The organism is Moraxella sp. DOX410, from assembly GCF_032248735.1.
Lineage (GTDB): Bacteria > Pseudomonadota > Gammaproteobacteria > Pseudomonadales > Moraxellaceae > Faucicola > Faucicola tetraodonis.
Map to the genome: position 1 here is coordinate 1,090,666 of NZ_CP135138.1, position 13,691 is coordinate 1,104,356.

The 13,691-nt window shown below is 43.6% G+C and carries 12 protein-coding genes; 4 read left to right on the forward strand and 8 right to left on the reverse strand.

The features are described 5' to 3' along the window. Positions 1–33 precede the first annotated feature (33 nt). The 8 genes from der to rlmN form a co-directional block, all read right to left on the reverse strand. Positions 34–1,437 (reverse strand): ribosome biogenesis GTPase Der, encoded by a 1,404-nt coding sequence (gene der / locus RNZ41_RS04885; protein WP_314027742.1) that lies wholly within the window; start codon positions 1,435–1,437, stop codon positions 34–36. A gap of 201 nt (positions 1,438–1,638) precedes the next feature. Next, a complete protein-coding gene (gene bamB, locus RNZ41_RS04890) occupies positions 1,639–2,880 on the reverse strand; it encodes an outer membrane protein assembly factor BamB (protein ID WP_314027743.1) in 1,242 nt (413 codons plus the stop codon). Between the two features lie 73 nt (positions 2,881–2,953). After that, positions 2,954–3,787, reverse strand: coding sequence for a YfgM family protein (locus RNZ41_RS04895; protein WP_314027744.1), 834 nt, complete (start codon positions 3,785–3,787; stop codon positions 2,954–2,956). 65 nt (positions 3,788–3,852) lie between these two features. After that, positions 3,853–5,151 (reverse strand): histidine--tRNA ligase, encoded by a 1,299-nt coding sequence (hisS, locus tag RNZ41_RS04900; RefSeq protein WP_314027745.1) that lies wholly within the window; start codon positions 5,149–5,151, stop codon positions 3,853–3,855. Positions 5,152–5,199: 48 nt separating this feature from the next. Then, positions 5,200–6,315: a flavodoxin-dependent (E)-4-hydroxy-3-methylbut-2-enyl-diphosphate synthase gene (gene ispG / locus RNZ41_RS04905; RefSeq protein WP_219331326.1), complete on the reverse strand. Its 1,116-nt coding sequence runs from the start codon at positions 6,313–6,315 to the stop codon at positions 5,200–5,202. Positions 6,316–6,378: 63 nt separating this feature from the next. Beyond that, complete coding sequence (locus tag RNZ41_RS04910) at positions 6,379–7,287, reverse strand: RodZ domain-containing protein (RefSeq protein ID WP_314027746.1); 909 nt, start codon at positions 7,285–7,287, stop codon at positions 6,379–6,381. A gap of 1 nt (position 7,288) precedes the next feature. After that, a complete protein-coding gene (pilW, locus tag RNZ41_RS04915; protein WP_314027747.1) occupies positions 7,289–8,146 on the reverse strand; it encodes a type IV pilus biogenesis/stability protein PilW in 858 nt (285 codons plus the stop codon). A 301-nt stretch (positions 8,147–8,447) separates the two neighbouring features. Then, positions 8,448–9,635: a dual-specificity RNA methyltransferase RlmN gene (gene rlmN / locus RNZ41_RS04920; RefSeq protein ID WP_314027748.1), complete on the reverse strand. Its 1,188-nt coding sequence runs from the start codon at positions 9,633–9,635 to the stop codon at positions 8,448–8,450. Positions 9,636–9,717: 82 nt separating this feature from the next. Here rlmN and RNZ41_RS04925 point away from each other — a divergent pair, with 82 nt between their 5' ends. From RNZ41_RS04925 to RNZ41_RS04940, 4 genes are all read left to right on the forward strand, one after another. Further along, entirely contained in the window at positions 9,718–10,230 is a 513-nt protein-coding gene (locus tag RNZ41_RS04925; RefSeq protein WP_312175919.1) for a GNAT family N-acetyltransferase, read from the forward strand. A 555-nt stretch (positions 10,231–10,785) separates the two neighbouring features. After that, the gene (gene dusB, locus RNZ41_RS04930) at positions 10,786–11,784 is read left to right on the forward strand and encodes a tRNA dihydrouridine synthase DusB (protein WP_314027749.1); all 999 of its coding nucleotides are present in this window, start codon (positions 10,786–10,788) and stop codon (positions 11,782–11,784) included. A 189-nt stretch (positions 11,785–11,973) separates the two neighbouring features. After that, positions 11,974–12,612, forward strand: a complete 639-nt coding sequence (locus tag RNZ41_RS04935; protein ID WP_239742446.1) for a peroxiredoxin — start codon at positions 11,974–11,976, stop codon at positions 12,610–12,612. 182 nt (positions 12,613–12,794) lie between these two features. After that, positions 12,795–13,649 (forward strand): META domain-containing protein, encoded by an 855-nt coding sequence (locus RNZ41_RS04940; RefSeq protein ID WP_314027750.1) that lies wholly within the window; start codon positions 12,795–12,797, stop codon positions 13,647–13,649. Positions 13,650–13,691 lie beyond the last annotated feature (42 nt).

Sequence of the window (13,691 nt, forward strand, 5' to 3'; positions counted from 1 at the left end):
CACTCATCCCTTAAAACGCCAACTAACATCGCCTTAACGTTTTTTGCCGCGTTTTTTGAATTTTTGCACCTCTCGACGTTTACGTTCTTTTTGCGCATCCGTCATGGTATTGGTGCGACCTGCGTAAGGGTTGGCGTTTTGTTTAAACTCAACCCGAATCGGGGTGCCTTCAAGCTTGAATACTTTGCGAAATTCGTTTTCTAGGTAGCGACGATAACTGTTTGGCACCTGGCTGGTTTGATTGCCATGAATCACAATAATTGGTGGATTATGACCGCCTAAATGCGCAAAGCGAAGTTTAATGCGTCGCCCACCTATCATAGGGGGCTGGTGTGCAGTAACCGCATCTTGCAGAATTTGGGTCAAGCGACTGGTGGAAATATCAAACATCGCCGCATCATAGGCACGGTGAATCGATGGGTAAAGATTGCCAACGCCTGTCCCATGAAGCGCCGAGATTAAATGAACCTTTACATAAGGGATAAAGTTAAAGCGTCGATCCATTTCAATTTTGACAAAATTCTTTTGGTCTTGGTCAAGCCCGTCCCATTTATTGATGGCAAGTACCATCGCGCGACCTGCTTCTAAGGCGTAGCCCAACAAGTTCAAATCCTGATCGGTAATGCCTTCTTGCGCATCAATGACCACGATGACCACATGGGCATCTTTGATGGCTTGCAAGGTTTTTACCACAGAAAATTTTTCAACTTTTTCATCAATACGTCCACGGCGACGCACGCCCGCGGTATCAATCAACACATAATGTCTGTTGTCACGCTCGTAAGGTATATAGATACTATCGCGCGTGGTACCTGGCATATCAAAAACCACCACACGTTCTTCACCGAGCAAGCGATTGACAAGCGTAGATTTGCCGACGTTGGGTCTGCCAATGATGGCGATACGTAAGCCATCAGGTGCTTGTTCTTCTTGGTCATCGGTGGGCATATTAGCAGTGACGGCTTCTAATAAATTGCCCACCCCACGTCCGTGACTGGCTGCCATAGAAAATGGCTCACCAAAACCTAACGCATAAAATTCATGAATCGCCGCTTCATGGACGCCATCCATTTTATTGGCGGCTAAAAACACCGGCTTGCCAAGGGTATGAAGTTGTTTGGCAATAACTTCATCAGCGCCCGTGATACCCACGCGGCTATCAACCACAAATACGATGATATCGGCTTCATGGATAGCGGTATGCGATTGGTGCGACATATAATCATCAATGGTGCCGTCACCTTCATCCACTTCGCCAATACCACCGGTATCGATGACGATAAAGGATTTTTCTTCAAAGGTTGCGTCGCCATATTGACGGTCGCGGGTAAGACCTGCCAAATCAGCAACCAAGGCTTGACGACTGCGGGTCAACTGATTAAATAGGGTGGACTTGCCAACGTTCGGACGGCCAATCAAGGCAACAACTGGTTTCATAAATTTAATTTCCAAAATTTTCAAAAAGCAAGATTTTCAACAAGCAAGATTTTAAACACGCTTGAAAAATTCATTATTTCTATAACTTAACAAACCCAACATCGCGCTGCAATGCTGGGTTGTCATTTAAACTCACACTTTTATCAGTCTGGGCTGCTCATCCACTCGCCAAAACTGCCAAATGCGTGAACAGTTTAACAATTAACGATTTACTTGCCAAACACTAAGTGCGCCATTTGCGCTTTGGGCAATCAAACGGTTATTGATAAACTGTAATACCGCCACGTCGGATTTGGCTTGTTTTCTGTCAACCAGTGCCCCTGAGGTGCGGTCATACACATGCAAATAACCCATAGCATCACCAACCACCACGTAGTTGCCGATACTCACCGCGTTACTTAAGCCACGATAAGACAAATTATCGGTTTGCCAATTAACCGTGCCTGTCATTTTATCCATCGCTACCAATTCGCCATCAAGCGAAGTGGCGTAAACTTGACTAGCATCTGTGCCGACTGATTTTAGGCTCGCCAACTCTTTGACAAAACTTAGCTGCTGTGAAGCCATATCGGCAGCGACTAACTGACCGCTATAAGACACAACGTACAGCATATTGCCATCTAGTACGGGGGTGGCATCCACATCAGAAATTTTTTCGATATCACTACTGCCTTTGCTAATACCAAAACGTTTTGACCAAATAGGTACGCCATTATCGATATTTAAGGCATGGATACGACCATCGGCTGTCGACACCAGTACCGTATTGCGATTGAATAAAATCGGCGTGGCACTACCGCGAACGCTTAAATTTGGATTTTGGGTGTTAAAATTCCAAATAGGCGCGCCAGACTCTAGCGACAGCGCACTAATTTTACCATCATTGCCAAGGGTAATGACACGGTTTTGGCTGATTAGCGCAGGGGATAGGGTTACGGTGTCTAAAGGCGTTTGCCAAATAACTTTGCCAGTCATTCTGTCTAACGCAATGATGACCCCTTTGCTGTCACTAACCACGGCTACGCGAGATTGTTCATCTAGCGCCACCCCTGACATTAAGCCTTGTTTGAGTTTGGTACTCCAAAGCACTTTGCCTTGCCCATCAAACGCTTGCACGCTACCGTCTGCTAACGCATTCACATAGCCATTGTTGTCATACGCCACGCGAAAGGCGGTAGGTTGCTGGCTGATGGTGGTTTTATTGCGCAAACTGCCAAAGCGTTTGCTAACTTTTGTATTACTGCCTTGACTAAACAGTGGGGAAATCACATTTTGACTGCTAGCGAGTTTCACAAGTGCGGCAGGTTTATGGACATTGTCAGATTTTTTAAATTTATCACAACCTGTCAAGGTCATCGCTACCACCAAGGCGGTTGCAAATACGGCAGGTTTCATTAAGTTTGTCGATAAGGATGTCGATTTTGTTGTTGTTATGGTAGTCATTGTTTATCTCGTAACGTATGGTGAAGTTTAAAATGTTGTCAGTTAAAAGTTTTGTCAGGTTAAGATTTTGCACCTATTTTATGCTTGAGGCAACAGCAGGCGCAGATGCGGCTGCAGCGGCAGTATTTTCAGACTGGGTAGGTGCTTGGGTAGGTTTAACAAGTACGCCACCTGTTAAATCAGGTTGTTTGACGCTTAAGCCTAGGCTTTCCATTTTGATACGCAGCAATGCACGGTCTTGTGGGTTTGGGTTGTTTTGATTACGTTGTTCAATCAATTGCCAAGCCTTTTGATAATGAGTAGCCGCCGCTTTTTTATCACCTTGTTGGTTGGCAATGTCCCCCAAAATCTCAAGTTTACTGGCTTCAAAGGCAGCGGGTAAGGGGCTTTGCAAGCGTTTTTGTGCCGCATCCGCTTGATTGTCCGACAATAGCACTTGTGCTTGGCGCAAAGTGGCAATGGCTTTTAGCCCATCATCCTTCAGCGTTAACTGAGATGCTTTTTGTAGCGTCGCCGCCGCCGCTTTTAAATCATTTTTATCGGTTTGCTGTTTGGCTTGCAGCATCAAGGCTTGCCATGTATAAACCGAATTATCATGGTTAGCCACAAATTCACCCAAGTCTTTGTCCAAATTGGTTTGCGCCGTAGTCAGTTGCGCTTGTGCTTTGGTATCGCTGGCAGCTTGGGTGGTTAGGGTCTCAATGTTGTTTTGGTCGCTTTGAATTTTGGCAAAATCGTTCGCCGCTGCGGTATCTATATTGCCGCCATGCTTTTGCCAGTAAGTCCAGCCAAAATAACCCGCTAATACCAATATAATAGCGGATAAAATATAGCCACCATATTGTTTAAGCGCGCCTAAGGATTGCTGTTCATCATTTACTAGCTTAGGTTGTACGTCTTTAACCATTACATAAAGCCTTTCAAAAAATTACTGATATAAGTTACCCATCAAATTTGGCTCAATCAGATAGATTAGATAAAATCTGGATTTTTGCTAAAGAGCGTGTCACTCGCGACCGTAATTTGGTCACCGGTTGCCATTTTTTTGATGGTAATTTGCTGATTGGCGACTTCATCTTGTGCGATGATCACTGACAATTGCGCACCTGATTTGTCGGCTTTTTTCATTTGCGCTTTTAAACTCGTGGCACTCGCCATTTTCACGCGAAGATTTGAACGTCGTGTACGTAGCTCATGGGCAAATTTGATGGCATCGGTGTAAACATCAGGATGGGCGACCACAAATACATCACAGGCAGGTGTTGCCTCAAACGGCTGCACCTTTTGCATGAGTAACAGCAGACGCTCAAGCCCCATGGCAAAACCTACTGCCGGCTCGGAAGCGGCAGGTTTATCACTGCCAATGGATTTGATTTGTCCGATAAGCCCATCATAACGACCCCCAGCACATACCGTCGCTTGGCTACCTAGCTGGTCAGTCGTCCATTCAAATACGGTTTTATTGTAATAATCTAAACCCCGTACCAGTTTTGGATTAATCACAAAATTGATGCCGACTGCTTTAAGATACTGTTGCAAGGCTTCAAAATGCTGCTGGCTTGCTGCCCCCAAAAAGTCAGCAAGCTTTGGGGCATTCTCTAAAATTTGTTGGGTGTTTTTATCTTTACTATCCAAAATGCGTAGTGGGTTGGTGGTTAAGCGGCGCTGACTATCTTCATCCAATTGAGATTTTTTATCGGTTAAAAAATCCACCAAGGCTTGACGATATGCCAGTCGTTCGTCTATCTCACCCAAGCTATTAATCTCAAGTTGCACCACATCTAAAATGCCCAATTTTTGCCACATTTGGTAAGTCATGATAATGAGCTCAGCATCGGCATCCGCCAACTCACTGCCAAAACTCTCAACCCCTAATTGGTGAAACTGACGATAACGGCCTTTTTGCGGTTGTTCATAGCGAAACATAGGACCGATGTACCAAAGTTTTGGATTGTCACCCCGCAATAAGTTATGCTCCACTACGGCACGTACCGCGCCTGCAGTGCCTTCAGGGCGTAGTGTCAATGCGGTAGGTGGGTTGGATTTGTCATAAAAGCTATACATTTCCTTTTCGACAATGTCAGTGGCATCGCCAATCGCGCGGGCAAATAGCTGGGTTTCTTCAACGATGGGAATGCGAATTTGCTCAAAGCCAAATTGATTGAGCACATCGATAAGGCTGCTTTCAAGTTGGCGCCACTCACTCGATGGGCGCGTAGATTCTGTCTCAATATGTAAGATATCATTAAAACCTTTAATGGATTTTAACATGGTCAATTTCCCAAACAATGCAAACTAAAAAAATAAACGACACAAAAATTATTTAACCCGTAAAATTTCATTGGCGCGCTGCGCTTCACGTTCAGCCACTTTTTGACGGACCATGGCTTCAATCTCATCAGCAAGCTTGGTGGTATCAATCAAATGTGATTTTTCCCCATTTTTATATACTAGGCTATTTGGACTAGCACCCACCACGCCGATATCTGATTCTTTGGCTTCCCCTGGACCATTGACTTTACAGCCAATCACCGACACATCCATTGGCTCACGGATATCTTCTAGGCGTTTTTCTAAGTCCATCATCACCCGAATCACATCAAACTCTTGGCGTGAGCAGCTAGGGCAGGCGATAAAATTCACCCCATTACTACGAATACCGAGTGATTTTAAAATATCAAAACCTATTTTAATTTCTTCTTCTGGCTCAGCGGCTAGCGAAATACGCATGGTATCGCCAATACCTTCTAGTAATAGCCCGCCTAAGGCAATGGCAGACTTAACGGTACCGGTGCGGTACACTCCCGCTTCTGTCACACCTAAATGCAAGGGATTGTCAACTTGTGCAGAAATCAACCGATACGCATCCATGGTCAAAAACACATTACTGGCTTTGACTGAGATTTTGAATTGATCAAAGTTATTACGATCTAAAATATCAATATGGCGCATCGCCGACTCAAGCATGGCTTCACCCGTGGGTTCGCCATATTTTTTTTGGATGTCTTTTTCTAGTGACCCCGCGTTTACGCCAATACGCATACTAATGCCATGATGTTTGGCGGCGGCAATCACTTCACGCACTTTTTGTTCATTGCCGATATTACCTGGGTTGATACGTAAGCAGTCTGCACCCGCATCAGCCACCGCCAGTGCAATTTTATAATCAAAATGAACGTCTGCTACCAGGGGCACAGCGACTTGTCTTTTGATTTCAGCAAAGGCTTTTACACTTTCCATCGTTGGCGTGGAGACGCGCATCAGGTCAGCACCGGCATCGACACAGCGCTGAATCTGTGCCACAGTGGCATCGACATCACAGGTATCGGTATTGGTCATACTTTGCACACTAATGGGGGCGTCACCGCCTACTGCGACATTACCGACGTAGATTTTTTTGGTGAGTTTACGTTTGATGGGGTTATGCGCTGACATAGGCGTTCCTATTATTATAACTGTTATAACGAATGATTTAGCGTATTTTAAAGTGATAAGAAGTTAAGGTTTTAAAGTAAAATTGGCTTTATCGTTTTGGGCATAATTGCTTAATTTAATCGGTTGTTTGTTCAAATCCAAGCTCACATTGCTAGCTTTATCGATATTGACTTGAAACGGCGCTTGACCTGTCAATTGGTAACTACCGCGTGCTTGATCACCATCTAAAATCGTATTGCCGGTCGCATCGACAATAGTGATTTTGGTGGTATCTTTCACAAAAATGTCAATCGAAGCTTTAGCACCAGCTTGCCCAGTCGCTGCTGTACCACTGGCGTTATCAGCACTCACCGCGACACCAGTAATGGCAGATCCGGTGGCGGGTAACCCACTAGCAGTTACTGTGTTTGTCACAATCGCTGAGCCTGCATTGTTAAGCGACGCACCGCTGATTTGGTCTTGGGTTGGCATACTGGCAACAGCGCTAGCAGGCGCTTGGTCAACCGAGTCATTATGTGCTTTGCTAACTTTATTAAAAATAAAAATCGCAAGCCCCAATACCAATAAAATACCACCAATGACAAAAGGGTTAATACGCACACTGGGACGCGCTTCACGATTAAGCGTACCCATCGGCTGCATCGGGGCATTGATGACCGTGGCATATTTTTGTTTGAGGGTAGCGGGGTACTGGGCATCAAAACTTTGCGCGACCAGATTTTTATCCAAACCCAAAAAACGCCCATAGGTCGTGGCAAAACCGCGCGCAAAGGTAGGCTGTGGCAAGGCGTCAAAATCATTGGCTTCAAGCGCCCGAAGATGACTTTTTAAAATGAAAGTTTTGGCAGCGACATCGTCAATCGATAAGCCTTTTTTCTCACGGGCTTGTTTAAAACGCTGACCCAACAGTTGGGTTGTGTCATGAACAGGGGTAGAGTTTTGTTGATTGTCGGTGTTATTGCTGTTTTCCATCTTATTTCCAAGTTGACGTTGGGGTTAAAAGTCCAGAACGAATCTGCTTTGCTTCATCGCTAAGGGGATAGCGATCCAAAAGCTGCTGCGCTAATTTTTGCACTTCCATGGTATTGTTTGCAAGCTTGGCAAGCCTAATCCCTTGCGATAAAGTGCGCGGGTCAAGGTTAGATTGACCAATAATTTTAACCAAATCATTATACAGCGCCTGCGCCTCCAAAAATTTGCCATCGGCCAATAAAATATCAATCAGCTCTGTACGGGCGACGATGCTTTGGCGATTGGCATCGAGTGCTTTGATAAATGATTGTACGGCCAGTGGTTTATTTTTGACCTTTAATGCTGTACGACCTAAATTCTCTAACGCACTGGCACGACCGTCATACCCTAAGGCAGAACCCGCAATTTGAAACTGCGCAATCGCTTCTTGGTTACGACTAAGTTGGGCGAGATAGACGCCATAGTTGTTGTTTGCTTGACTAAAGTCAGGATTGAGTGCGATGGCGTTTTTAAAATAAGCTTCGGCTTTTTGCATATTGCGCGGGCTGCCTTCTTGCTGCAATAACACACCCATCATGTCATTGGCTTCTGCTGACTTTGGATAAGACTTTAATGCACTTTCTAACTGTCGTTTGGCATCGTCCAATTTTCCACCACGAATATATTCAGCGGCAATCGCGGTGCGAATCCTGGCGATTTCTTCTGGATTTTTTTCCCAACGACTGGGATCGCTTGCGGTGACTGTCTGCGTGGTGACTTGTCGGGTGGTGGTACAACCGGTTAGACAAATGGTGAGGCTTGAAAGGCCAATCATACCTGCGGCAAAAACCTTCGATAAAAAATTTGATTTGCCCGGCATTTTATCGTCGTCTATATCGTTGTCGTGTAATTGACACAAAATAGCAGGTTGACTGTGGTATAAATGAGTTTGACGTGAGTGACATGGTGGCATAACAAACTTACTCATAATCAAATGAACTAAATTGAATAATTAAAAATTTTGACAGTAGATAACCAATTTTAATCGTCGATAAAACCCAATAGCAAGACAAGCCTATCACTAAAAATGGCTATTACTATAGCAAAAAAACCGTGATAACACCAACCGATAAGGCTAACTTGCGCCTTTATCACGCCAAACTATTATAATGATAAAAGATTTAATGAGATGCTTTAGATTGTAATGTTTTGGACACTTTTTCTTGCCACTGTTTTGCTCGGCGGGTCTTATCGGTGACTTGTCCGACCAGTTGTCCACATGCCGCATCAATGTCATCGCCACGGGTTTGGCGAATGGTACAGACAAAGCCTGCTTGGTTCAAGATATTGCTAAACGCATGAATACGATTGTTACTAGAGCGTCCGTAAGGCGCATGCGGGAACGGATTAAACGGAATCAAATTAATTTTGCAAGGCAAATCTTTGAGCAGATTGACCAGCTGGCAGGCGTGTTCATCAGTATCATTGACGTCTTTTAACATCACATATTCAATGGTGACGTGCTTTTTATGACGGGGGTTTTCGTCATATACATAAGATTTAGCGGCGGCTATCAGCTCTTTGAGTGGATATTTTTTATTGATGGGTACCAGTTCGTTACGCAGTTCGTCATTGGGTGCATGTAGGCTGATGGCAAGTGCCACATCAATGTCTTTGGCGAGCTCATACATCTTTGGCACGATGCCTGACGTTGATAGGGTAACGCGGCGTTTGGACAATCCGAAACCAAAATCATCGAGCATCAATGACATACTGGCTACCACAGGCTCGTAATTTAACAGGGGTTCACCCATGCCCATCATCACCACATTGGTCACCCGATTTTCACGCTCAGTGACAGGCACATTTTCCATATAAGACTGGTTGGCCACCCACAGCTGGCCGATAATTTCGCTTGGGGATAAGTCCCGCTCAAAGCCTTGTTTGCCGGTGCTGCAAAACGAGCAGTCAAGCGCACAGCCGACTTGCGATGAAATACACAAGGTTTTACGTCCAAACTGTTTATTATCGTCAGCTGGGATAAGTACAGTTTCCACCAGCGAGCCACCTGCTACTTCAAACACCCATTTACGGGTACCATCTTCACTAAATTTTTTAAACTTGACAGTAGGTGGGGTGACAGTTGCCATTTCGTCCAATGTTTCTTGTAGTTTTTTGGACAAATTCGTCATTTGATAAAAATCGGTCACGCCAAACTGATAAATCCACTTCATGACTTGGGTGGCGCGAAACGGTTTTTCGCCCAAATCGGCAAAAAATTGTCCAAGCTCAGCCTTACTCATGCCAAGTAGATTGGTTTTGTTGGTTTGAGGTTGAAAATGTTGAACAACAGGGATTTTTTCGGTCATAGAAATAGGTTTGGTTGTAGATAATCAAACTTGCTATTATAGCAATATTTAATCAAAAAGTCATGATTAACTGGAGATGAAAATGGGTATTTACCAAGTTCGTGTTGAAGAAAATAAAGATTTTGACTTCATTCAAACATTAATTCAATTTGCGTTTGCCGATGCAGAATATAGCGACCATCAAGAGCATTTTTTAGTGCAAAAATTACGAACAGATACTGCCTTTTTGCCAAATTTAGCTTTGGTTGCGTGTGATGAGCAGGGCAATATTGTTGGACATATTATGTTTAGTGAGGCAATAGTGGATAAAACGAAAGTTTTGGCACTCGCCCCATTGTCGATAGCGCCTACCAATCAAAATCAAGGAATCGGTACAACTTTGATAAACGTTGCTCATGAGCAAATCAAAAAATTAGATTATCCGTGTGTCGTTGTGTTGGGACATCCAAATTATTATGCAAAGTTTGGTTATGAATCTGCCGAAAAATTTGGCATACAAGCTCCGTTTGAAGTGCCTGAAGGTGCGCTTCGAGTATTGCTATTAACGAATGATATACCAAAGGGTGTGATAGAATATGCTAGAGCATTTTTTTAAGATTAGTAAGTAATTGGACTATATATTTTGACACACTCACTTTTAACCGAAGCTGCTCGTTATCAAGTTGAAAATTTTGCCCAAATTGGCATGGCTAAATGGGTAAAGTATCGACGAATCAAATAGCGATAATAAGAATTATCATGATTAGGCATAAAAATGCCAATAACCACTTCCATTCAAGCGAAACAAAATCAACCGTGCGACGGACTAACCTAGCAGACCAATGGGGTAGCTGATAAACCACTTCGCCATTGACATGTTTACCGCCTCGATACCAAAGTTTAAGCTGTTTTAACATATGTTTATGCCCATTTCTAAGTCTAAATCTATGCCTAACAAATTGATGAGTATGACACTATTAAACTTCTATTGGGTTAAGTCTATATGACAAACAAATAAAAAATCGTAAAAAATTGATATAAAAAATCACCCGATTGTTTAAAAGAGGGGCAAATGCAGATTCGCACTAAATACATGATATTTTTAGCCAAAGTATGAACAATAAAAGTTATAATGTTTCCCCATTTTTGAGCCCATTATTCTTTTTTATTTATGTCCAACCATCCATTACTTACCCCTCTCAATATCGGCGACCAGACCATCGCCAACCGTATCATCGTTGCCCCGATGGCAGGCGTCACTGATAAGCCTTTTCGCATGCTGGCTAAGTCCTTTGGTGCAGGGCATGCCGTGTCAGAGATGATGACGTCTGATGCCACTTTGTTTGCCCATCACAAAACGCTGTATCGTGCCAATTTTGAGGGTGAAATCGCGCCTATTTCTGCGCAAATCGCTGGTTCAGAGCCAGAAAAAATCGCCGAAGCGGCTCGCTATCAAGTTGCCAATGGGGCGCAAATTGTAGATATCAATATGGGTTGTCCGGCAAAAAAAGTTTGCAAAAAGCTTGCCGGTTCTGCGCTACTCAAAGATGAAGACTTGGTCAAGCGACTATTAGATGCCACGGTCAATGCCGTGGATGTGCCAGTCACGCTAAAAACCCGTCTAGGCTATGCCAATGGCGAAGAAAATATTTTACGTGTCGCACAAATGGCAGAAGATGCAGGTATCGCCATGATTGTGATACATGGACGCACCCGGGAAGATAAATATCTAGGCAGCGCTCGCTATGAGTTAATTAAAGAGGTCAAAAATCTTCTCACCATTCCTGTTATCGTCAATGGCGATATAGACAGCCCGCAAAAAGCCAAACAAGTATATGAGCAAACAGGCGCTGATGGCATTATGATTGGGCGAGCAGGGCAAGGGCAGCCTTGGATTTTTCGTGATATTGCGCATTATCTAGAGACTGGTGAAATCTTGCCCAGTCCAACGATGGATGAGTTAAAAGAGATTGTATTAAGCCATTTGCAAGAGATTTATGCGTTTTATGGTGAATACTCGGGGTGTCGTATCGCTCGTAAACATATTGCTTGGTATACCTCAGGCATTGCCAATTCCAATGCGTTTCGCCAAGCCATGTATGAAGAAGATACCACCACTGGGCAGTTTAACGTGGTTGCGCGGTTTTTAAAGACCGCGAAATTTGATTAAAACCTCCACTATAAAACAGTCAATCGTAGCGCGCTTATGACTTTTTAGAAACAAAGATTCGCAAAAAGTCATTATTGATGAATTTAAAATCTGTTAAAATTTTGCTGAGTCTCTGTGATAGACCGATATCAAACAATAACCACATATTATTAATCAAATCAGATCAAATCAAATCATAAGGAGTCAGCGATGGCACAATTACGAATTGGCGACACGGCACCAAATTTTGACGCACAAACCACCGAAGGCAATATCAATTTTTACGATTGGCAAGGTGATAACTGGGTGGTTTTATTCTCACATCCGGCAGACTTTACCCCAGTTTGCACCACGGAGTTAGGACGCACGGCATCATTGGGTGATGAATTCAAAAAACGCCATGTCAAACCCATTGCTTTATCAGTCGATAGCGTAGAAGACCATAAAACTTGGGCGGGCGATATCTCAGAAACCCAAGGTTGCGAGGTGAATTTCCCCATCATTGCAGACGCGGACAAAAAAGTATCGGAAGCTTACGACATGATTCACCCAAATGCGTCAACCACGCACACGGTTCGTAGTGTATTCATTATCGATCCACAGCATAAACTGCGGTTAACTTTCACTTACCCAGCTGCCGTAGGTCGTAACTTCAATGAAATTTTACGGGTGATTGATGCCTTGCAATTGTCAGATAATTATGGCATTGCAACGCCAGTTGAGTGGCAAGATGGGGACGATGTGATTATCCCGCCGAGCGTCAAAAACGAAGAAATCGCCGCGAAATTCCCAAAAGGGCATACAGAAATTAAGCCTTATCTGCGCACCACGCCACAACCGAATAAATAACCGTGTAGTTTAAGTTTGAAATCAAAAACCTAGTCGCTTGACTGGGTTTTTTTATGCCAACTATTCCATTAAATATACTCAACTAAATTTAAAGGTACTAAACTAAATTTACAGATTAAATGCTGAATAAACAAAAATATTTGGCTAAACTTCAATTAATGGCGTAATAATGGATATAAAGAATGATAAACAATCGAGTGGTTAAATGTGGATTTAAAACCAGCGCATTGCTAATGCTTGCCCTGACTGGTTGCCAAACGGTGCATACTAAACCATCAGCACCTATTGAAAGAGTACCTGATGCCCAGCCTGCGATATTTATTGGTAAAGCACCCACTGTGGATGATTTGCAAAGTTATCATTGGCAACTGTCTGGCGTGAATGCTTATCCGAACAGTACCAATCCACCGCCATCGGAACAGTTGAAGCCGCAAATTGATAACCACAAGGTAACACTTGATTTCACCCAAAATCGAATCAGTTACAGTGTAGGCTGTAATCAATTATCGAGTGGCTATAGGTTACAAGGGGACAAGCTACAGGCAAGCACCAATGCGGTGACTACCTTGATGGGTTGCGGCTCTCTACAACAAAGTGAAACTTGGTTGGCTCAGCAAATGCAAAGTCAAAGTCAACTATCAATGATGATAATGAGCTGGCAAACACATGCAATGTTGCAACAAGATTTGGCAGACGGCACTGCGTTAATTTGGGATGGTATATTAAAGCCTGAAGTCAAATACGGTAAAGGGGAAACCATATTTTTGGAGGTCAAACCCAACTGGCAGTATTGCGATAACGTGACCGATAGAAAATGCCTACAAGTGCGTGACATCAATTATGACACTCAGGGATTAAAAACAGCGGTGGGTCAATGGTATATTCTCGATGCGCATATCATCAATTATCGTCATGATGAAAGCGCACAGCGGGTTTTGCGCTTGACTCGCTATCGCACACCGCCCACCGATACCAAAGGCTATGGTAACCTGTATAAGCTTGATAGTGTGATTGAAACCAAGACTATGGCAAAATAACCAACTCATCAAAAAAGCGATGGCTAACACGAGTCATCGCTT